The organism is Gaoshiqia sp. US2 (assembly GCF_059705485.1).
Genome location: NZ_AP048550.1, coordinates 5,983,852 through 6,007,149, shown reverse-complemented (window position 1 = coordinate 6,007,149; position 23,298 = coordinate 5,983,852). Strand labels below are relative to the sequence as shown.

Annotated in this window: 14 protein-coding genes; 2 read left to right on the top strand and 12 right to left on the bottom strand. The window is 46.3% G+C overall.

All coding sequences use genetic code 11. The features are described 5' to 3' along the window. The first annotated feature begins 247 nt into the window (after nt 1–247). Nucleotides 248–1,168 carry an RluA family pseudouridine synthase gene (locus AC6H3C_RS24070; protein ID WP_497518234.1) on the top strand — a complete coding sequence of 307 codons (921 nt, stop codon included), beginning with the start codon at nt 248–250 and terminating at the stop codon, nt 1,166–1,168. Between the two features lie 231 nt (nt 1,169–1,399). Here the strand turns inward: AC6H3C_RS24070 and AC6H3C_RS24065 are convergent, their stop codons facing one another. Continuing rightward, complete coding sequence (locus AC6H3C_RS24065; protein WP_497518233.1) at nt 1,400–1,705, bottom strand: ArsR/SmtB family transcription factor; 306 nt, start codon at nt 1,703–1,705, stop codon at nt 1,400–1,402. 227 nt (nt 1,706–1,932) lie between these two features. Here AC6H3C_RS24065 and AC6H3C_RS24060 point away from each other — a divergent pair, with 227 nt between their 5' ends. Continuing rightward, nucleotides 1,933–2,907: a polyprenyl synthetase family protein gene (locus AC6H3C_RS24060; RefSeq protein ID WP_497518231.1), complete on the top strand. Its 975-nt coding sequence runs from the start codon at nt 1,933–1,935 to the stop codon at nt 2,905–2,907. Nucleotides 2,908–2,947: 40 nt separating this feature from the next. Here the strand turns inward: AC6H3C_RS24060 and AC6H3C_RS24055 are convergent, their stop codons facing one another. From AC6H3C_RS24055 to AC6H3C_RS24005, 11 genes are all read right to left on the bottom strand, one after another. After that, on the bottom strand, nt 2,948–4,102 hold the full coding sequence (locus AC6H3C_RS24055; protein ID WP_497518230.1) for a dipeptide epimerase: 1,155 nt from the start codon (nt 4,100–4,102) through the stop codon (nt 2,948–2,950). A 61-nt stretch (nt 4,103–4,163) separates the two neighbouring features. Next, a complete protein-coding gene (locus tag AC6H3C_RS24050) occupies nt 4,164–5,291 on the bottom strand; it encodes an NlpC/P60 family protein (RefSeq protein ID WP_497518229.1) in 1,128 nt (375 codons plus the stop codon). 58 nt (nt 5,292–5,349) lie between these two features. Then, complete coding sequence (locus AC6H3C_RS24045; protein ID WP_497518228.1) at nt 5,350–7,188, bottom strand: outer membrane protein assembly factor BamB family protein; 1,839 nt, start codon at nt 7,186–7,188, stop codon at nt 5,350–5,352. Between the two features lie 3 nt (nt 7,189–7,191). Beyond that, entirely contained in the window at nt 7,192–8,403 is a 1,212-nt protein-coding gene (locus AC6H3C_RS24040) for an exo-beta-N-acetylmuramidase NamZ family protein (RefSeq protein ID WP_497518227.1), read from the bottom strand. 235 nt (nt 8,404–8,638) lie between these two features. Next, nucleotides 8,639–10,471, bottom strand: a complete 1,833-nt coding sequence (locus AC6H3C_RS24035; protein ID WP_497518226.1) for a RagB/SusD family nutrient uptake outer membrane protein — start codon at nt 10,469–10,471, stop codon at nt 8,639–8,641. 12 nt (nt 10,472–10,483) lie between these two features. Next, nucleotides 10,484–12,013 carry a TonB-dependent receptor domain-containing protein gene (locus AC6H3C_RS24030; protein WP_497521292.1) on the bottom strand — a complete coding sequence of 510 codons (1,530 nt, stop codon included), beginning with the start codon at nt 12,011–12,013 and terminating at the stop codon, nt 10,484–10,486. 162 nt (nt 12,014–12,175) lie between these two features. After that, nucleotides 12,176–13,642: an ISNCY family transposase gene (locus AC6H3C_RS24025; RefSeq protein WP_497516513.1), complete on the bottom strand. Its 1,467-nt coding sequence runs from the start codon at nt 13,640–13,642 to the stop codon at nt 12,176–12,178. Between the two features lie 168 nt (nt 13,643–13,810). Further along, a complete protein-coding gene (locus AC6H3C_RS24020; protein WP_497518224.1) occupies nt 13,811–15,733 on the bottom strand; it encodes a SusC/RagA family TonB-linked outer membrane protein in 1,923 nt (640 codons plus the stop codon). 440 nt (nt 15,734–16,173) lie between these two features. Beyond that, a complete protein-coding gene (locus AC6H3C_RS24015) occupies nt 16,174–19,209 on the bottom strand; it encodes a serine hydrolase domain-containing protein (protein ID WP_497518223.1) in 3,036 nt (1,011 codons plus the stop codon). 52 nt (nt 19,210–19,261) lie between these two features. Beyond that, complete coding sequence (locus AC6H3C_RS24010; RefSeq protein WP_497518222.1) at nt 19,262–20,713, bottom strand: sodium:solute symporter; 1,452 nt, start codon at nt 20,711–20,713, stop codon at nt 19,262–19,264. Between the two features lie 38 nt (nt 20,714–20,751). Further along, on the bottom strand, nt 20,752–23,226 hold the full coding sequence (locus AC6H3C_RS24005; RefSeq protein ID WP_497518221.1) for a glycoside hydrolase family 9 protein: 2,475 nt from the start codon (nt 23,224–23,226) through the stop codon (nt 20,752–20,754). Nucleotides 23,227–23,298: the final 72 nt, after the last annotated feature.

Genomic DNA, 23,298 nt, shown 5'->3' with positions numbered 1-23,298 from the left:
CTTTTTTTGTTCGTATGATTCGTCTTTCCGGATGTTTTCATTCGTAATAAATTTTTTTATTTGTTGAACTTCAAAACGTACTCATGGAATAGCCATTTATACATTCCGGATGGTATGAACTTTAGCTCTTATGGCTATTTCATCTGAACGAATTGAATTATGCCAATCAACAAAAAAACCGGGGAATACCCTTATCTTTGCAACGGTGGTTGAAAACAAGCAGGCTGCCAGATAACGAACTCTCAACATGAAGGAAAAGAAAGAAAAGAAACAAGGTGATAAAGCATCGAAACCAAAAAAGCCGGAAAATAACAGTTTTTTGGTGAAACAACAGGATGAACTGATGAAATTTCTGATCAGCCAGCTTCCGCATAAAAACCGGAACAACATAAAAACCATGCTTAAAAAGAAACAGGTTTTGGTAAACGGGAAGGCTGTAACACAATTCAACCATATTTTACGTCCCGGGATGAAAGTGGAACTGAGCCGGCGGCCGGCAGCCGTTGTGTCGCAAATGCGTGGTATTAATATCGTTTACGAAGATAAAGACCTAATTGTGGTGAATAAAAATGCCGGCTTGCTGAGTATGGCTACCGATAAAGAAAAACGAAGCACCGTTTACAGCATGTTGAGCAACTACGTAAAAGAAGCACACCCGAACAACAAAATCTTTATTGTGCACCGTCTCGACCGCGAAACATCGGGCTTGATGATGTTTGCCAAAAGCAATGAAATGCAGGAACTGTTGCAGGAATCGTGGAAACAAACGATCTCGGAACGCAGTTATCTGGCCGTGATCGACGGCCGGCTCGATCCGCCGAAGGGAACATACACTTCGTACCTGTTCGAAAGTTCGGTATTCATTGTATACTCCAGCCAGGATCCCGAAAAAGGGCAGAAGGCCGTCACGCACTACGAAACCATCAAAAGCAACGACCAGTTTTCGCTGTTGAAGGTAAACCTCGAAACCGGCCGAAAAAACCAAATCCGGGTGCACCTGAAAGATTTGGAACACCCGGTTGTGGGAGATAAGAAGTATGGCTCAAAATCGAACCCGATTGGCCGTCTTGGGCTCCATGCCTGGGTACTGGCCTTCAGGCATCCGGTCACCGGCAAAAAAGTGCGCTTCGAAACATCGATCCCCGGCAGTTTTTTGCAGTTGTTTTAAGGTGTTGTCATACAGTTCAAATTTAAAAACAGAAAGATTGACAACAGGAACCGGCCGGAATAACACGGTGAAGTTACTTCTACAGTATTTCTCTGAGTAACGCATAAAAAGTAAATGCGATACGGAAAGAAACAAATCAACTGCTGAATTATCAAAGATCATCTCCTTGAAATCCTGAAAAATCAGAAGAAAGCTGCCTGAGTGGATTTCAGTCTGGCCTTTGCCGTTGATTTATTCGCCGCAGGTGCAACGTTGCAGGCAATCAACAATCTGGCTTAATACGTCGTGTTTCAGGTAATAAAACGTGTTTTTTCCTTCCCGGTGCGAGCATAATACGCCTTTGTCTTTTAAAATCCCCAGGTGGTGTGAGGTGGTAGATTGTTCAATGCCCAGCAATTCGTGAATTTCGGTTACGGTGAGTTTTTTGCCGCCTTCGAGGTGTTTTAAAATGGCTATACGCATGGGATGGGCAATTGCCTTCAACATGTTTGCAGCCATATCCAACTGGTCAATATCTAATTCCTGTATAGCCATCATTTTGAATCGTTTAAATAAAATGCAAATATATAACTATTTAATTTCTTCTAAAAGAAAAGTTTATCATTATCCTGTTGTTTAGATCGATTTTAACTAAAACAGGCCATCCGCTCCCTGCGTGTCAGCTGAATTTGGCGCTTAGATCTTTTTATTAATCACCGGGTTAACCAATTAAGCTGCAAAACTAAGATAAATTACTATTTTTGAATAGTTGAAAATGACAAAATATGACCTCAAAGGATATCATTACGGCTCCTGTTAACATAGAACTAAAAAAATTTGAAGATTACTTCCGGTCAACTATTCAGAGCGATATCCCTTTGTTATCGGTCATTGTCAACTATATCCTGCGGAAAAAGGGCAAACAAATGCGTCCGATGTTCGTTTTTCTTTCGGCAAAGATGCATGGCGAATTCAACGAATCGACCTACATGGCGGCCTCTTCCATCGAACTGTTGCATACGGCGACCCTGGTTCACGACGATGTGGTGGATGAGTCGTACGAGCGTCGCGGAAGTTTTTCAATTAACGCCTTGTGGAAAAACAAACTGGCTGTGTTGGTGGGCGATTACATTTTGGCCAAAGGCCTCCTGCTCAATCTGGATAATAACAAATACAACTTTTTACAACTGATCAGCCGGTCGGTGAAAGACATGAGTGAAGGCGAGATCCTGCAATTACGCAAAAGCCGGAAGCTGGACATTGATTACGACACTTACTTTGAAATTATTCGCAAAAAGACGGCCTCGCTGATTGCTACCAGTATGGCCATTGGCGCTGCATCGGTTACCGACGATCAGGAGGTGATTGAACGTATGTTTGAGATCGGGATCGACGCCGGGATTGCATTCCAGATTAAAGACGATATTTTTGATTACCAGGCGAAAGGAATACTCGGAAAACCAACCGGGAACGATATTAAAGAAAAGAAAATTACCCTCCCTCTGCTGTACGTGCTCTGCAATTCAAGTGAAAAGGAAAAACGACGCATTTTACAGGAAGTGAAAAAGAAAAATAAGAACACCGCCAAAGTGCAGGAACTGGTCAGGCTGGTTGTTGAACGGGGCGGACTGGAATATGCCACCGAACAAATGAATTTTTACCGCGACCAGGCCGTATCGAAAATAAACGAATTTCCTCCGTCGGAAGCCCGCGACGCCATGGTCGAGTTGGTAAATTACATCACAACCCGGAGGAAATAATATTGGGCCGCGAGCTGTGCGTATATCGTCAAAAACAATTTTAATCGGCAATCGTTAATTTCGCTATCCCGATTCCGGGTTTGTCACGCAGGGTCACTTTCCCGTTAATGATCCGAATGCCTTCGTACAGGTCGTTCGATATCAGCAGGTTGCCATCCAGGTCGGCCCAGTCGGCCATAGGCGAAAGCTGGGCTGCAGCTGATACCGCACAGGAAGTTTCGGTCATGCAACCGATCATCACCTTCATATCCAACGCTCTGGCCAGGGTCAGCATTTTATGGGCTTCGCGCATGCCGGCGCATTTCATCAGCTTGATATTTATACCCGAATAAACGCCCCAGGCTTTTTTTACATCGGACAGGCGCTGCAAAGCTTCATCGGCGATTGTTGGTAGCGGACTGTGCCGGCTCAGCCAGGCCATATCGTCGATAGCGGTTTTGGGCATGGGTTGTTCCACAAAAACCACCCCTTTTTCTTTTAGCCAGTAAATCATATCCAGCGCTTGTTGCCGGTCGGTCCAGCCCTGGTTCACGTCAACACAAAGCGGGACATCGGTCACCGAACGGATGGTTTCAATCATTTCCTGATCGTTGTCGCGCCCAAGTTTCACTTTTAAAATTTTATAAGCTGAAGCTTCTTTTACCTTCAGACGAACTACCTCAGGCGTATCGATGCCGATCGTGAAAGAAGTATTTGGCGTGTTTGCCGGATCGAAACCCCAGATTTTGTACCAAGGCTGTTGCATGATCCTGCCCAGCAAATCATGCAAAGCGATATCGACAGCCGCTTTGGCCGCGCAGTTTCCCGGCGCTGTTCCGTCGACATAATCCAGTATTTTTTCCAGTTGAAACGGATCGTTAAACTGGCCCAGCTTGAGTGACGACAGAAATCTGTCGGCGGTTTCGTGACTTTCACCCAGGTAGGGGGGCATAGAAGCTTCACCGTAACCAATGATTCCATCGTATTCAATTTCGGTTAGCATAACCGGAGTTGTCGACCGTGAACTGCCGGCCAGGGTAAAGGCATGTTTTAATTGCAGTTCATAGGGCCTAAACCGAAGTATCAAACCGCTTTTTGTGGTGTTTCGCTGTTTATTTTGTTTGCTCATAGTGCCGTATATGGTATTTATCCCGATCATTCCGCTTAAGGTCGTCAATCCGGTGGTACGAATAAATTTTCTCCGTGTTTGCGTCATGTTTTCTAATTATACCAGGGATGGTGTTTAATTAAACCGATTTGTGTTGGACAGATGGCATTCAGAACACGGCTTGCCGATACCAGTTCATTTTTCGTGACAAGCTGAAATCGTCATGTTCCGGATTAAGGCTGTTGATTCGTACACAACCTGCAGCATGAATATAATGATCATCGCCGATATACATGGCTACATGGGTAATCCGGTCCGGATTGCTGCCAAAAAACAAGAGATCGCCGATTTCATAATCAGCAGAATCGCCAACCGATAGCATCTCCCCGTACCGCGCTTGTTGGGAGGCATCGCGGGCAAGAATTATTCCCTGCGATAAGTAAGCCGTCTTGATCAATCCGGAACAATCCAATCCTTTTACGGATGTGCCACCCCACAAATAGGGACGCCCAAGCAGGCTGTATGCCGTTTCGATGATTCGGCTGATTTTGGGAGTGGCGGAGGCCCATTCCGTAAACAAACGGCAATCTGTCTTCAGTACAAAACCTATCCGTCCGTCGGGAAACTGCATGTGCAGAAATCCAGCTGTTTCGTCTGTAACTGAGAATAAGTTACCCAATACCAGATCGGAAACAGGCAGACTTGATTCATTGGGCAACGAATAGGCAGATCCTTCTGTTTTGATGTAAACGTAACGTTTACTTGACTTCCAGTTGTCCAATTCCAGCCCTGTGACAGGCTTCAGTGCACTGCTATCGAGCCAGCCAATATATTCGTCGGCAGTTTGAATGCGGTACCAGCCTCTGGCACGCTGTAAAATTTTCACCGGTGCGCCCAGTAATACCTGCGATACCATTTCTGACGAATGTACCGGCCCCGATCGCATATTGGCGCACGACAGGTTTATCAGCCCCCAACAGCTCTCACCTACACTTGCATCGGGTAAAACCAGGATGGAGTCGGTCACAGGCCAGCATTGTTTGCCCAGCGAATCGAGCAAGGCCAACCGGGCTTCAGGGACAGTTGTCTCGCCGGTCAAGACCAGTTTGCTGTTTTTGCTGCTGATTTCGATATCAAACAAGGCGGTACGGCTATCCGGGGCAAATCGTGATTTCACGGAAGTAATCAGTTGTGTATAATCGGGGTGTTCAGCCGGCGAACAGAACCGGAACAGTTGCAGGACAATCAACAGAACAGCTGTTTTTTGCAGGTATTGATATCTGGTTGTTTTATTCATCCGAAAGAGTTTTATCACGATGTTGAAAGCAATGTTTTCATCCTTATCCGCTGATAAATTAATAAGCCAGGCATGCGATCTTTCCATCCAGTAAGGTTACCAGTAATTGCCGGTTCCCGATGGGAAGGATATGATTGATTAAGGCGTTGGAAATCTTGTGTTTCCAGACAAGCTGATGTGTTGTTTTGTCAATTGCACACACCGTTCCGTTGGTTGTGGGGACAAAAACCAGTTCATCCGATTCCGTAATAGGAGAGGGGGCTATTTCATATCCCAGCTCTGCCCGACATTCCCAGGCAAGTTCCTGCTTATTGGAGTTGGCGAAAAAAGCATTGACGTTTCCCTCGTACATATTTTTGATATAAACCAGTTCGCCATCGTTGGAAATGCCAATGGATTCGCGGCAGCTGTATTCTCCCGAGTCCCATATTTCCTGCCCGGTAGCGGCGTCAAGCGCCGTCATCCGCCGGTCGGGAGCGACAATGAAAATCTTGCCGTTTGCGGCAACCGGCCATACAGCCGCCGGCGAAAGCATGCGGTTGGAATATTTCTCCCGTTTCCATTTTAGTTCTCCGTTGTTTTTATCCAGCGCATAAAATGTATTTCCCCACGAACCAAAATAAACCTGGTTGTGGTAAACCAGAGGTCGTGACTCCACAAAATTATTTACCTCACTGAACTGCCAGTTAAGCATACCTGTTCTCAGATCGAGCGAACGAAAAATCCCTTCTGACGAACCGATATAAACAACATTACCATCGATAACAGGAGAGGCAACAATCGCCTTTCCTGTGCTGAATTTCCAAAGTAATTCGCCCGAACCGAGGCTTAAACAATAGATTAGACTATCGGTGGACGCACAGACCACTTTCCCGTCGGCGATGGCAGGAGTCGCATAGATCTTTCCTGAGGTTTGGTATTTCCAGATGTTTTCTCCGGTTCGGCTGTCCAGCGCTGCAATCGTTCCTTTGGTATTGGCATAAACGGCATATTTTTCCTGATTGGCGATTCCGGTTCCGATATCGCTGTGGTCCTGAAGCTCCCAGACTTTTCGAACCTGAGGATAACGCTCGTTGACTGAATAATCAGGACGTGGCCAAACGGTGGTGTCTTTTCGAAGATCGTCCCGGTTCAACGGGATTTTACACCAGACATTGTGTGTTTTGCCGCCAGGTGTCCGTTCGGCATAAAACAGGGTATCCCGTTCGATGGAAGCGATATTATAACCACCGGTATCGGCTTTGGCCCGTAGGTTCGAGCGGCCCATGATTCCCGAAATGCCTTCAAAATTGAATAATTTGTTTTGGTGTCCGTGTCCCAGCAAAGTTGCCCGGATATTTCTCGTTTTCAACAGGTCAATGATCTTGTACCAGTTTGAAAGCGATTCATCCAGCGGATAATGGTTGACAAAAATGACGGGTTGCTTCGGATCAGCCATGTTTGTAAGAATTGAATCAAGAAAGACAATTTGTTCGTGGGGAACCAGTCCCGGGGCCATTCGCATATTTGGGCCGCTTGTTGTTCCGATAAAAAGAAAATCGTTTTTCTCGAATACAAATTCTTCGGCCCCAAAGATGCGTACAAAACTGTTGTTTCCGCTCTCCGACCATTTCGAATCGTGATTTCCCGGAACCACATACCAGGGCTTATTCAGTTGATCTATGATTTGCCTGGCTTCCAGTAACTCCTCATCAGATCCAAACTCGGTGACATCGCCTGAAAAAATTACAAAATCAATATCGGCTTGTGCGTTAATGTCAGCCACCGTCCGCAGCAGGTCTTCGCCGGCCAGATTTCCGCCGATATGGGTGTCGGTAACATGGGCAAAACGCAGGGGCTGCGATTGCGCGTTGCAAATAAAAAGGAAGATGAATAAAATGAATCCGGTTTGTTTCATGACTTATTTTTCTGTGACCACTGTTTCTTCGTAAAGCAGGTATTTCTTTCTCATTTCTTTATAAACCTCAAGATCAGCTTTCCAGCTTTCCCTGATTTGTTCCTCGGTGTGTCCGGCCATGATTTGTTTACGCAAGGTATCCGAGCCGGCCAGATTCTCGAAGAAGTCAGTAAAAAATAATTCTTTTTGATCAGACTTTTGATAGAACTCAATCAGATAATTCAGTCGAACCTGTTTTATTTCCTGAAGTTCGGCAATATCCTTGTTCGAAAGATCATAGCCGTAGCAGGTATCGTTCTCAAATTTCGGATGGAGGCTCAAAACCGGGATGGAAACCGGAACATAGGCATGATCGCGGGGTGTGAACCAGGGGGCGCCGAATTGCTGAAAAGGCTTATAGGTCCCCCGGCCTTCATTGACCTCAGCTCCTTCAAAGAAACAAACCATCGGATAAAGGTAGACGGACTTCATGTCAGGCAAATTTGGAGATGGGACGACCGGCAGCAGGTATTTGGTCTCATGGGTATAATTATCAACGGTTATAACCTCCAGATCACATTTCACCGAATTTTTGAGCCATCCTTCGCCATTGACCATCATAGCATATTCACCCAGGGTCATCCCGTGCACCACCGGTACCTGGTGCAATCCGATAAAATTGGAGAACTCCGGCTTCATCACCGGCCCATCCACATAATATCCTAACGGGTTGGGGCGGTCAAGAACGATGAGCGGGGTATTGTTTTCAGCGCATGCTTCCATCACATTGCTCAAGGTCGAAACGACTGTAAAGAAGCGAACCCCGATATCCTGAATATCAAAAAGCATCACATCAATTCCCTGCAGCATTTCCGGACTGGGTTTACGTGTTCTCCCGTAGATGGAGAAAACAGGGATACCGGTTACGGAATCGATTGAGCTTTCGATATATTCTCCCCGCTCAACGGTTCCCATGTAACCATGTTCAGGTGCATAAATCGCCGTAATGTTGATTTTTTTTGACAAAAGATAGTCGACCAGGTGAACCGAGTCGACGACCGATGTCTGATTTACCACCACACCCACCCGCTGATTTTTCAACAAAGGGAGATATATTTCGGCGCGGGCGGCTCCGGGAACAACATCGCCGGAGGCATTGGTTTTACTCTCAGAAACACAATGGGGAAATGTGGTTAGTATCAGAAACATCCCCAAAGTCCAAAATAAAGATTTCATTCGTATAAATCGTTTTGAATTTGTTGAACTTCAGAACGTACTCATGGAATAGCCATTTATACATCTTCGGATGGTATGAGCTTTAGCTTTTATGCTTTGTGTTTTTCCATGTTAAACGCCAACTGGTCCGAAGAATCGCCAGGTGAAAGTAATTGTTCGGAAATTTTAAAAAGAGGCTGCAACATGATTGCAGCAGCCTCTTTACTATATACGAAATACGGGAAGAACGTTCTGTTTAATTCCAGCCGGGAGTCTGGGTTAGCGTATAACCTTTGTCCAGGTATTCGCTGATCTGCGTATTTCCTACCGGGGCCAGGTAGACCCGTTCCGTAAAGGCGTCCCTGTCTGAAACATTTTCCGGGATGTAGTAGCCGACCATATTAGCAGCATTGGAACCGTTGTAGGTGACAACGGTTCCGTCTGCCTTTTTGACCTTAAGTTTATTTTCTTTTGCTGTAACCAACCATTCAGGGAACTCAGCCTGAAAATCAATCCATAAGCCAAGCAGGTTGTCCGGGTTTGCCGTGCCACTCATATAATTGATCTTTTTCCATCTTTTAAGATCCATCAAACGGGTGTGTTCATAGACAAACTCCATCCGGCGTTCCCGCCTGATTTCCCAGATAAGTGCAGGAATATCAGTTTCGCGGTTCGGATCGTCGGGGATATTGGCAATGGTTAAAGGAGCTGTTTTTACAATCCCTTTCGAAGTTGCAGTTGCATCCAGCGGGCGGTTGCGAATCGCATTGATGGAGGCATCAAGATCAGCTTGCGTGACGGCCGGGCCACCCATAATCGCCAATTCAGCTTTCGCTTCAACCCAGTTTAAAACCACTTCGGCCAAACGGATCACCGGCGCATCGTTGGTATTGGTGTTTGAACCATAGGTGGACGGATAGGTTTTTCCATAGTAGGTCACTCCAACCCGGTCAATAAATTTACAGGCATAAAGTAAAGTCGACGATTCTTTCTTAGGTGCATCCCAGAATGTTGCTTCAAAACGGGGATCCCGGGTAGCTACCACATTGCTGATATCCAGCTTGTCTGCATTGGGAATTTCCGATAATTGATATGGTTTGCCGTCGTTACAGATAAATGCTTTAGCTAAACTCAAATTTGGAGCGGGATTCTGACTTTCGGTGAGGTTCGAGTACGAAGCAACATGGTGTGTTACACCTAAGGCAGCATCGTAATGGCGATACATAATCACTTCTTTGTTTCCGGCCAGGTCCTGCGAGCCAAACAACGAACGGAAATCACTTGTGAATGAATATTTACCCGAAGCTATTACGAAATCTGCAGCGCTTAAAGCCAACTCCAGGTATTTTTTTGCTTTTTCCGCATTGTTCAGATGATATTTTTGCCAGGTGCCTTCGAACAACATAAAACGCGAAATAAAGGCTGCCGCGATATACTTGTTCAGATATTGTGCGTTGCCGTCGGATGTGCGCATATTGGCAAGAACATAGACAAAATCATCGTACACCTTATCCATGACTAAGGTTCTGTTGTCCCTGTCTTTGTATAGCTGATCAAGTTCATATTCCTCATGGGTTCGGTCATAATAAGGTACGTCGCCGAACACACTAACCAACCGGCTGTACTCGTATCCTCTGAAGAAACGGGCTACGGCACTCCAATGCTGATATTCTCCGGTGGCGAGGTGAACATCTTTCATGGCTTCGATCCGTTCGAGAAATAAATTTGATTTTCGCACCCAGACAAAATTCCAGGTGGGCCCCGCATAAGTTGTCAGCCACCCTGCTGTTTCTGAAGTTGACGCCCTGGAAGCGGGCGCTTGGGTTTCAAAGCCGGTTTGCTTTCCGGAAGAGGTTACATCATCAGAAAAATAGTATCCCCGAAGAGGTGCATAATCAACTCCCCAAGTTGCATTGTAACCTACGAAGTAATTGGAATAAAATCCATTGGCAAACAAGCGGAGGTTATTTTCGTTTGTCCAGTAGGTGTCATCGCTCATCTGTGTCAGCGACGGCCTGTCGAGAAAGTCGTCACATCCACCAAAAACAAGCGCAACGGCAAATAGTATGATTGACAAATATTTTTTCATAATTTTTTTAGTTTAAAAATTTAACTGAATACCAACTGAGGCGCTCTTGAAAGTTGGAACACCAACACCCGTTCGGCTCAGGTTATAGTTCGTGTCGTTCCACATGGAGTAACCTGCAATCTCTTCCGGATCAATAGGAAGATCACGAAGATGGTCGAATGTAAAGAAGTTCTCCAGAGCCGCGTAAATACGGAATCTGTCAACATAAATCTTCTTTGAAACCTCATCAGGCAAGGTATAACCCACTGTGATGTTTTTAATCCTGAGATAGGCCATGTTAAGCAAATACCTGGACTGGACCTGCATATTTAAGGTCGTGCTACTTCCGGCCATGTTGTAGGGAGCGGGGTAGAACGCATCGGTCCGGTCTTCTTTCCAGAAATCACCGGCTATTGCCTGGGGCATGGCGCCGTCGGCCGAATTATAACCCGGAATGGCCAGGAACCCGTCACCCCAAACCTCACGTTTTCCTACACCTTGTATAAAAACAGAAACGTCAAAGCCTTTATAATCGGCGCCCGCGCGGAAGCCATATTCGTACCGCGGAGTCGAGTTTCCAATGACCTTTAAGTCACCGTAGTCGGGTTCTCCGTTTGCATTCTTTACCAGTCTGTTCCCCGGATTGATGACACCGTCGCCGTTTAAATCCTTGAACTTAACATCACCAGGTCCAAATCTGAAGTTTCCGGACTGTAGTCTGCCTTGAGTAGCTGCATCCGAATTGGATAATTTATTTACGGTATAGCCATCAGCAGAAGTTACCGTAATTAACTTGCCATCTGTACCATATTCAAAGTCATCTTTTTGATATAACCGGTCAGTTTCATAACCCCAGATTTCACCGTAGGTTTTGCCTACATACCAGGAGTCAATACTATTCGTGGTGCCATAGGCCGTAATCCGGGTCCGGGTATCGGCAAAAGTGGCCACGAGATTAATTCCTAAACCATTTTGAAAGCGATGGTTATAGTCAAACTGAACTTCGACGCCCTTTGTCCTCAATGATCCATAGTTACTTTGAGGAGCTACTGCGCCATAAGTGACAGGTATACCCTCTTGCGGGACTATCATATTTTCGGTGTCACGTTTAAACCAGTCGAAGGTTATTCCAAATTCATTGTCAAAAAATCGGGTATCAAACCCCAGGTTAAGCGTGGTAATATCCTGCCAGGTAACGGATGGTGAAACCGCACTCGGTGTGCTAAACTGATATAGTTTCGCATTGGATATGATCCAGTTGTTGTATGAACCGCTCATCATAGAGACGTACAGGTTGTTGGGAACAGTTTGATCGCCGATTGTTCCCCAGGAACCCCTAAATTTTAAGGCGCTCAGTGCTGGTTTGGCCCATTCCATCCACGGTTCTTCGTTTACACGCCAACCGGCCGAAAAAGAAGGGAACCACCGCCATTGGAGATCTGACGGGAACTTTGAAGTCCCGTCGTACCTTAGATTGGCCTCCAATAAATATTTTTCTTTATAATTAGTGTCTTTAAGAAAACTACCCGTTTTTTTCGAAAGGTGTACATAATTATATGTAATCGGCTTGTTTTTTCGGTTACTACCACTAAATTTTTTAGCCTATTAATTGGTTGCCGTAATTTTCGCCACCGAAAATTGGGTTTTCGGTGTAATTTTTTAGTTTCCAGGCATAATTCTCCCTTTCATGTTTAATTTTCATGTTTTTTCCTTGAACCGATTTTACTAAGCAGCTTTCCTAATCTGCTTGGTGGGCGCTTCAAGCGCTTCACGCTCCAACTTCAGGATTTGTTTCCCAATTTTCTTGAGGTTGTAGGCGCACACGCCCAACCCGATGTACTTTTTAAAATGCGCATAACTCCGGTCGGGACAACGGTCGAGCCCCCGGTGTTCCAATTCGTTGATGTTTGATTCGATCGCGCTGTGCTTGTTTTTCAGTTTTTTAAATGACCTGCTGCGTTCTTCCTTTTTCTCTTTTTTGTTGCGCTTCCCAAGTTTGGGGATGATAACCTGGTCAACTTCCAACTGAAGGGTTTCCTTGTTTTCTTTTAACCAGTAGCCTTTGTCGAAGCTCCACGATGCGACTTTATGTTCTGTTAAAATCCTGTCGGCCATTTCGATAACAATGTCCCGGTCTTGTTGTTGTTCCATTATTTGGTAATCCACGATCAGCCCCCACTGGTCGGTGGTGATGTTCAGTTTTTTGCCCAGTTCAACACTGGGGTTCATCTTCCCTTTTGTAATCCACTCGGTGTAGGTTTCAAATACCGAAAACATCTTTTCTTCATGCGGAATGGTTTCGCCTTTTAATATACGCCTGTCGACCAGGTCAATATGCTTTTCAAGAAGTTCCATGTAGTGCTCCAACGTAATGATCAATACCAGATCGCCCATGTCCGTTAGCGGGAAACCGGACTTTTCTTCGTTTAGTTTTTTGAGCAATAACCTTGATTTATTGAGGTATTCTTCGGCCGCGGCAACTACTTTTTCTTTCTTGTTTTTGCCTCCTGAACGGTTGGCATGGCCCAAATTGCGCATCAACTTTTTCAACTCTGTACGCCAATTGCCGATCTTGCGCCAACCTCCAATATCCTTATGTTTGTTCATTATCCTTGAAACGGTGCCGATGCATTTTCGGGCACAGTCCCACAACAGGTTGTAGTCTGTGGGGAAATGAACATTGCTTTCAACAACAAAACTATCTGATTTTAAGCGCAATGCTGTATGTTCTTTTTTTTTAAACACCTCTCCATGCCCAAAATCCAGGATTACCTTGTTTAATTCCCAAACCATTTCATCGCTAAGCAGGGCGACATTGTCATAAATATTCTGGTATTCAAACTCGATACGTTCAAAACCAAAGCCCTTTTCTACGCCCATCAAACACCGCATATTGTGGTGGTTGTTTGCCTGATCGTGCAACACATCATAACTTAAATTCAAACACAAGCGAACCTGGGCCAAAACAAAAATACTCCATAGGTCCATTCCTGTCCTTCCCGTATTTTTCTTCCCGGAATTGATATGATCTTCCAAAATACTGAATATCTCTTCGTTGTATTTCTTGTTGCAATAGATCGCCTTCAACGCTGCTAAAAGTTGATCTAAAGCATTCTTGCTTTTGGGATTAATATAAGTAGCTTCGATTGGCAATTGCCCTAACCCCAATTGTTGTTCGAATCTTTTTCTCATGGTTCAATCTTTTTTTGTCAAGTGGTCAAAATATCCTATCCTCATGTAATAATACCCTGAATATCTGCACTATAATCAACTTATCAAAACAATTAACCCAAAAGATTCAAAAAAGATATCAATACTATATTGTTGATCTATAAATTATTGCAGGTTTTCTTAGAGACACTAATTATAGTTGATGCGTCCAAAGAAACCTAACTGAGACTCCCAATATTCACCACCGCTTGCTGTTTGAGTTCCTGTGGCCAAATCAAACTGAGGGTTCCCGTAATCAATTAACTGAGTAATCTGGGACCAATTGTAAGCACCTTCATAGCCAACCCTGTTTATACCCATCATCAAATTGAACTGATGTATATCATTGATATTCAAGTCGTATGTGGTGTTTATGGTTAGCGTATTTCGCTGGCTGTTCCCGGCGTAACGATATACATGGTCCGGGTTGGCTCCCACTGCGGTATACGTTTCCATATTTAACTGATAAGCAGGCATAGCTCCTGCGGTTGTTGAAGATACAATTTCACCGGAGTCATTGACATAAATCCGGTTGCCATTTTCATCATTCTTCGGAATAGCAGCTGTCCATGTATTTCGGGAGGTAAAACGTGTTCCAGGTCTTTTATTGATATATTCCTGATTTGCATGTGTATAATCGAAATTGATATTCCAGTCCTTAAGCGGTGTGATGGTAAACCCTCCGTTCAGACTCGTATAATTGGTTTCCTGAAATGCGGTATTGGCCTGTTCCATCTCAGACACGGGACTCCGGAGAGGATCGCCGTCTTCTGTCGTCATTGGATAGGTTGGTCCCCAGCGATACAGGTATAACCAAGGATCGGCAGTTGTTGAATTGGTCGCATACGGGTATCTTTTTAACCGCTTGGAATACATCGTTCCCGCATGAACCTTAAGCCGGCTGTTAACTTCTGTTACCAGACGGATTGCTCCGTTATAACGTTTGAAATCATCATGTTTGGCCGGTTTGATAATACCCGATTGATCCAGATATCCAAAACTTATATTGTAGTCAGTTTTTCCGTTCTTCCCGTTCACCGACAGGTTATGTGTTTGGGTGGGGGTCCACTCTTTGATCATATAATCATAGGGGTCATAGGTCCGTAACCCGATTTTCCGGTTGTTTGCATCCACGTACCAATCGCGGCCATATAACATGGGGTCATTGGGTTTCACAACATCTCCCCATTTCTCCTGCCATGTTTTAGCTTTTTCATAACCTTCACGGGTAACATGCCAGAATGCACCGGCCGATGTGCCGCCTACACGTTCAAAAGCATGAAGCGTGTATTCCAGAGCATCAAGCCGTCCCATCTCCATTTTCTTGGAAATATTCTGAAACGATAAATTTCCGGAATATGAAACGTTGATACTTTCGGTTTTAGCTCCTTTTTTGGTCGTTATCAGTACGACTCCAAAGGCGGCCTTTGCTCCGTAGATAGAGGCAGAAGCTGCGTCTTTTAAAATGGATATAGACTCAATATCATCCGGATTTACCATTTGTATTGAAGGGATCTCTACATTGTCCAGCAAAATTAACGGAGATGATCCTCCCCTAAGTGATGCTAACTGCCCCCGAATCTTCAGAATCGGGTCTGATCCGATTTCGCCGCTTGGGATCACAACATTAAGCCCGGCCGTTGTTCCCTGAAGTCCGCGGCCAACGTCTGCGATGGGTCTGGCTTCCAGAACTTTTGTGTCGACCGACGCAACGGCCCCCGTCAGGTTGGCCTTCTTTTGCGTACCGTAGCCTACCACTACAATCTCGTCAACCTGCGAAACAACCGACTCAAGCGCGACATGTACCATCGAAAGGTTGCCTACCACAACGTCCTGAGTTAGCATCCCTATAAAACTAAATTGCAAGGTAGCGCCTACATTCACAGAGAGATTAAACTCGCCATCGAGATTGGTGACTGTACCATTGGAGGTCCCCTTTTCGATGACTGTCACTCCCGGGAGCGGTTCGTTTGTCGACTTTTCCGTAACAAGCCCGGAAATAGTCCGCTTTTGTGCCATCACCGGTGGAACGATCAGGCACCATAACAAAATAAGCAATAACCCTTTTTTCATAGTAGAGAGATTTTGAAAAGTGAAAAGTTTAATCAAAATAAATATCCGTAAGAATGGAATTGCACGTATGACCAACATATGTCATACATCTATTTCATTTTAACTACATTCCAACATACAAACCGTTGTTCCAGAGTTCATCTTAAAATGAATACAGCATCTAAGTTATGAAATAATTTTAATTAGTAAGATGTATTACAAGTTATTTTTTTGATATTTATTAACATGTTCGTTACGAGTGGTCTCCTGTAAAATAAAGTGAAAAGAATAAAGGTTAGTTTCCGGATCAAATAAATCTTACAATTGTCTCGTTATCTTGCTATTGTGGCGATAGAATCAAAAATAGGATAAACCGAAAGAAAGAAGTATGACATTTCTCGGCGTTTTTTACGTTGGAATGTGACCGGTTGATCTCCTGTGCCGGAGCTTATTGTTTTATCTCAGGGGCATTGAGTGAAGTTTATCCGATCACCTTTATTTTTTTTTGCATTTATTTCATCATACAGCACCTGAAGAATATTTGTGCGTACATTCAACTTTCCCAGTTTGTTATTGTCGCGGGAGGGATAAACCCGGTTACTGAGAAAAATATAACTGAGTTGATGGGCCGGATCAATCCAGACAAAGGTTCCGGTAAAGCCGGAATGCCCAAAACTTTCGGGACTGGCCCCGGGGCAGGGATAGCTCTCCCGCATCTCGGCTTCCGCATTGTTCAGCAGGGGTTTGTCGAATACAAGTCCCCGCCGGTTATTGTTTTCGGGAAACTGAGCCCGTGTAAATTCTTTCATCGTAGCCTCACTCACATAATGCTCTCCTCCGTAAGTTCCCGATTGAAGATAGAGTTGCATCAGTTTGGCGAGATCATTGGCCGAAGCAAAAAGGCCGGCGTTTCCCGAGATTCCTCCCAGTACGGCAGCTGATTCGTCGTGAACGGTTCCCTGTAGCAACTGAAAACGATAATACCGGTCGTCTTCGGTCGGAACAATCCGGTCGCGGGAAAAACGATCCAGCGGATTGTATGTTAATGCGTCGGCGCCAAGCGGGCGGTAGAAATGATGCTCCAGATAGCTGTTAAAATCAACCCCTGAAACCTGCTCCACAATTTGCGGTGTAATAACCAGCGGTAAATCACTGTACACGTAATGACCACGGTTTTTTAAAGGAGTTTTTCTGATCTCACGGTTGACAATCTTTGGGAAGCGGTTGTTGAGGTACATGCCGGGCGCTACACAAAGACGATGGTTTTCATCGGACCGGGGCGTGTACCAACCCGGCGACAACCGGCCGTTCTTCAGCGTCTTTCTCCAAAAACCGATAAATGGAACCAGCCCAGACTGATGGGCATACAGTTCGCGAAGGGTGATATCATGTTTATCTGACGGATGAAAAAGCCGCTTCTTCCAGTCGGGAAAATAGTTAGCTGCCGGCTCATCCAGCGCGATCTTCCCCTCGTCGTATAACTTCAGTATACCGGGTAAGCCCCCGCTGACTTTCGTCACCGACGCCAAATCGTACAGATCGTCGATCCTGACCGGAACCCGCTGTTCAAAGGTATGATATCCGTAGGCCTTCTGAAAGATAACCTTACCGTCTTTGGCTACAAATACCTGGCATCCGGGGAACGCTTTTTGATGAAGCGCGTCTTCCACGATGGAATCGATACGCGTTGTAATACGGGATGAGCTTATTCCGGCCTCTTCCGGGATGGTATATTTCAAACGGACCGGCTGGTCGATGACCAGTCCGTCGCCAATGGCATAATAACCTCCCAGGCTAACCGGTAGTGTACCGAAGGCCCCGATTCCGCCAAAAACCAACTGGGCCGCCAGTTCCTGAACCAGGGAATCATTCTGGAAAGCCATAATCAGGCTGGCAGGTTTCCCGAAGTTCTGAACTTCTGTCAAGGCATACGGGCTCGAAAAGAAGACTTCAATGGCCGTTTTCTCGTGGGCAAGATAGTCCAGCAACGCTTCCACACCATCAGTTACCCCGTAAGGGCGTTCCGGTTTTAACCGCTGTAAGTTTCCTACCTGCATGGATTTACGCCCTTTGCTTTCGTATAGATGTAAACCGGCAATCACCAGGTTATAATCATTCAGCTGAACTTTCAGCCGGTTAAGTTCGTCATCCTGGAAATTTTCAGGAAGATTAAAATGAGTCGTCCGGGCATAATTGGCCAGCATTCGCTGAAAGGGAGTCAGCGACTCGCTGCCAACCGACAAACAGGCAATTTTTAAGGTATCCAGCCTTTTTAGGGGAATCAATTCATCCGTGTTCTCCAGTAGGGTTAACGAAGCTTCAATCATCCGGCGTTTGGCCAGTTCAACTGGTGGCGCGTTAAGATTTTCTGTCAGATGCGGTAATTCAACAGGTTTCAGTTTGTGTAGTCCGGCCCAATATTTGGCAGCCAGTACCCGCCGGCATTTCCGGTTGATCTCTTCCCAGGTAAGATCGTTACCTTCCAATGCTTTTTTAATTGCAGCGATCGACAGTTCCGGGTCCTTCGGAAATTCCACCACATCATTGCCGGCTTTCAGCGCCAACACCTCAATTTCGCCGGCTTTGCCAAACGAGAGCGCTCCGGCCATGTTCATGGCATCGGTCATAACCAGTCCCCGGTATTGCCATTCGTCGCGGATAATTCCCTGAATAATTTTGGACGACAAGCTGGCGGGGATTTCTTTTTGCGGATCCAGAACCGGGACATTCAGGTGGGCGGTCATCAGGCCGGCAATCCCGTGTTCTGCCAACCGGCGAAAAGGATACAGTTCGGTGGAGTCAAGCCGCTCGCGCGACCAGGGCACCTGAGGTAAAGTCAGGTGCGAATCGGTTCGGGTATCGCCGTGTCCCGGAAAATGTTTTGCTACAGCCATAATCCCGTTTTCCTGAAGTCCCTGCATATAAGCAAGGGCGCAGGCGGTTACCTGCTGAGGCGACTCGCCAAACGAACGCAGGCCGATGATCGGGTTCAACGGCTCGGTATTGATATCGGCTACGGGGCCAAGGCTCACCTGTACTCCTAAACGTTTCATCTGGCGGGCCATTTCGGCAGCTGCCTGTTTTATCAGTTCCGGCTTGCCCGAAGCTCCCATCATCATTTGGTACGGAAGAGAAATGACTCCCGGAAGGCGCATTCCCACTCCCCATTCGGCGTCCATCACAATAAACAGCGGGGTCCGGGCGGCCGATTGGTAAAGATTGGTCAGCCGTGCCTGTTTCTCAGGATCGCCGGAGAAAAAAATAACTCCCCCCAGGTTATATTTTTTGATTTGTTCAGCCAGTTTGAACTGAGCGTCGACATCGTGGTTTGCAGCAGCATAAACCCAAATCAACTGGGCAATCCGCTGATCAGGAGTCAGCGAATGATAGACCGAATCGACCCAGGGATGCTCCATAAATTTTTCGGGATCAAACTGAGCCCGGCTCATATTCACCGAAGCAGTCAAAATCAATACGATGGAAAAGAGTTTTGTCATAAAAAAGAAGGCGTCAGTAATTAGTCGTAAGATTAAAATAACAGGATTCCGGTCATGGGTTTTGTATTTTGTTTCTTTTCGTTAAGATCAGCAGTCCAATAAATGTGATCAGGCCGTTCATCAACAGCAACTCAAACCCGAATTCGTAGCCGCCCAGCCAGCTTTTGGAATTGGAAGCGATCAGATAACTCAGCGCCGGCGAAAGCAAACAAATATAAGGCACGAAACGGTCTTTTACCTGCTGCTTCATCAGGATGCCAAAGGCAAAGAGGCCCAGTAAAGGTCCGTATGTATAGCCGGCAACGCGGAAAACAGCGGTCACAACACTGTCGTTGTTGATGATTCTAAACAAAACAATCACCAGAAACATCACCAGGGTAAAGCCGATATGGACTTTAAAACGGATTGGTTTACTTTTGGGAGAATCAGCTTTCAGGTTCAGTAAGTCGATACAAAAAGAAGTGGTCAGGGCAGTTAAGGCCGAGTCGGCGCTGGAGTAAGCGGCAGACAGGATTCCCAGCAGAAACAGGGCTCCGGCGAGCGTTCCGAAATGCTGCATCGCCAGCATCGGGTACAAGTCGTCGCTCCTGCCGGGCAGGCTAATTCCTTTTTGTTGAGCAAAATAATACAGCAACACCCCCAGGCAAAGAAAAAACAGGTTGGCAATAATGAAGGCGAAGCTAAACCAGAAAATATTCTTTTGGGCATCCTGCCGGGTTTTGCAGGTGAGATTTTTCTGCATCATATTTTGATCCAGCCCGTTCAACACGATAACAATTCCCAACCCGGCGGCAAATTGTTTGACAAAGTTGGTTTTCGATTGCCAGTTCCAGTCAAAAATCCGGCTGAACGGATGATCACTTACCGTAGCGATCATCTCTCCGATTCCCAGGTTAAGCTGCCTTGAAATCACCCAGATGGTTACACCAATAGCGCCCAGAATAAAAAATGTTTGCAGAGAATCGGTCCACACCACGGTTTTGATGCCGGCCCGGAATGTGTATACCCAAATCAGCAGCAAGGTCAAAAAAACAGTCAGCCAGAAGGGTATTCCCAAGGCGTCAAAAAAGGCAATCTGCAAAACGCCAGCGGCCAGGTACAACCTAAATGAGGCCCCGATGGTTTGAGATACCAGAAAAAAGAAGGCTCCGGTTTTGTACGAACGGATACCAAAACGCTGGTCGAGGTAGGTATAAATAGAAACCAGGTTCAGCTTGTAATACAAGGGAATCAGCACCAGGGCAATCACCCAGTATCCGATAAAGTTTCCCAGCAGGAACTGTAAATACGTCCATGCGGTATTTCCAACTTCGCCGGGAACCGAAATAAAGGTGACCCCCGAGATGGTCGAACCGATCATTCCAAAGGCGACAAGGTACCAGGGCGAACGCCGGTTGCCGGTGAAAAAAGTTTCGTTAGTTGCATTTTTTGACGAAAAGTAAGATACCCCCATCAGCAGGGTAAAAAAGAGAAAAATAATGATGAAAATCAGTAAGGTGCTCATAGTCTGTCGAAAATTATTAATCAACCCTTCTTTTATCTTTACCCTGCAAGACGATCCGGCTGATATCCCTTCTTTTTCAAATAGCTAATCAGTTCATTCAACCGGTGATAGAACTTATCTGTTCGCGCCGGATGGGTCCCGGCATGGATCAGGATCAGGCATCCGTTTAAGCCGTTTGGATCATGCTGTTCAAATTTTTTCAGGCTGCCGAAAATGGCTTCCGATGATTGATAGTTGGGCATGTCGGGCGTGGTATAATCGGCATTGGTCCGGATCCCCGGAGTGAAATTAACCACCGTCAGTCCCAGTTGATGCGCCCAGTTGACCACCACCTTGTTGTACCACTCGTAAGGTGGCAAAAATAAACCGACTTGACGGATATCAATCCCATGCGCTGCCATTTTTTGATAATTTACCTGTAAATCTGCTTCAAACTGTTCCCGGTCGACAAGCAATGAATCGCGTTTGTTCCAGTCGGCATATAACAGGTGGCTGCCGGAATGGGCTCCCAGAAAGTGGCCGTCGTCAATCAGTTGTTTTATGAGAGGCTGGTTTTCGGGGTCGGCATAAAATTCGCCGGTAAAGAAAAATGAAGCTTTCACCTTATTTTTCTTCAGGGACTTCCGGATAAACGGGCCCCCGTCATTTAAATCGTGCGCCGAAAAGATCAGATAAACCTTGTTTGCAGAAGTATCCATCCGGACAACGGCGCCCTGGCTGTCTTTAACAACAGGTTGCCGCGCAGTTGCTCCCCGCCCTTCCTTTTCGAGCGACGAAAGCAGGTAGCTCAGGCTGGCTGTGCCATCCATTGTCGGTTCGTTCGATGAATAATCACCCATATCGTCGTGATACACTGCCTTTCCCGACTGAAAGGCTGCATACTTATCTTCTTCGAATAAATGAATGCCCCGCAGGTTTTCGTAAATATTTTTGTAGACAGGCCCATCCACCAGTCCCCCGGTTGTCGTTTGGTGCAACAGGTAGGTGATGGCCGAATGGGGCCGTTCAGGATAATCGCCGCCTGAGGGAAGTCCGCAAATCATGCTCGTTCCCCACGGATTGCAGCCAAACAGCCAGTCGGTGAGCGCCGATTCTTCCTCCAGATAACTTTCATCTCCGGTAATCTGACGGTAAAGGCGGGCCTGCGTGGCCGCGGCAACAACCAGGTTATTCGAGCACCACTGAAAGGGGATACCAATGCGGAAGGGGTCGCTGGCTGCGGCACGACGGATATTCTCCAATCCTTGTTTCATGAAAGCCGCGAATTGGTTTGCAATAAGCGTATCTTCGGATTGCGCCAGCCATACATGCCCCAAATTGATAAAGGGGTAGTATTGATAGTGACGGGCGCGTTGTAACTCCATCCAGGGAGTCACCGGCTCCAGTTCTCCCCAGTATCCGGCCTGCTGTTCAAACGGTTTCCCGCCACTTTCGAGGAACAGCGAAGCTGCTGCCAGCTGCATGTCGTCTACGTAATTATCTTCTTCGTAGAAATAAGGTGAAACCATACAGGCAGTTTGGCACACGCCCGGGTCTGACAAGGCAAAATCCCAGGCTTCCCGGGCTTTTACGGCCATTTTTTGAGCGAATTCAGGATCGACCGGACGGAACAAATGCGCGCCCAGGGCAAAAGCGGAAGCGTACTTGGCAGCTGTGGAAGCCGCCCCGGTTGACCGGTTTTTATGTTTCCCCAAACCTTGCGGTTTTCCGCTTACAAAATAAACAGGCCGCGCTTTCCCCAAGCCATAGGTCACCGTGTCGCCTACAGGCAGGCGGTAACCCCGGTGGTCACGGTCGTCGGCAATCTGGTTATACATTTCATTCTTGTCCGGGTTCATTTTGAGCAGCCATTCCAGTCCCCAGCGGGCTTCATCCAGGATATCCGGAAGACCATTACTACCGGGCAAGCCGTTGGCCTGAAATTGATCTCCAAAAACTTCTGCATTCCGTTCCCAGGCAAACAGCATCTGGTAAACGGCATTGGCCGAAGTGGTTACGTACTGCAGATAATCACTGGCATCGTGCCAACCTCCCGTCACATCGATCTGCTCGCCCGATCGGGTCGGGTGATCAACGATGATGCCGTCGTGCAGGTGGCAGGAATCATTCAGAAACGGATTAAACCCGCAACGCTGCTGTCGCATATAATGCAGTGGGAAATCAGCCGTTCCTTCATACACATCCCAGTCAACCCGGAACGAAGGCGAGACTGCATCCCCGAGTTGAAGATAAAAACCTCCGGATTCGTTGAAAGATGAAAAATCAAGGCGGTAAGCCGTTTGCATGCCCCAAACCGAGGCATCGCTTTTTTCGGGGACGGCTTCAAATACCTTTTCTCCAGAAAGACAATTTACGAGTTGAAAATGCCCGGCCGGTACCTGCTCGCTGCTCAGGAAAACCGCTACCTTTTGCGCATCAGGAAAGTAACCTAACTGGTTAATCCGGATCACCCCGGAGGCAAAAAGATGGCCAGGAAAAAAAAGAATAAACAGCATGAGTATCCGGCAAATCATAAGCATGAAATTTAGTTGAATGACAGGAACGGTTTACGCAGATTTCGATTCCGACTACTGCCAAAGTTAACG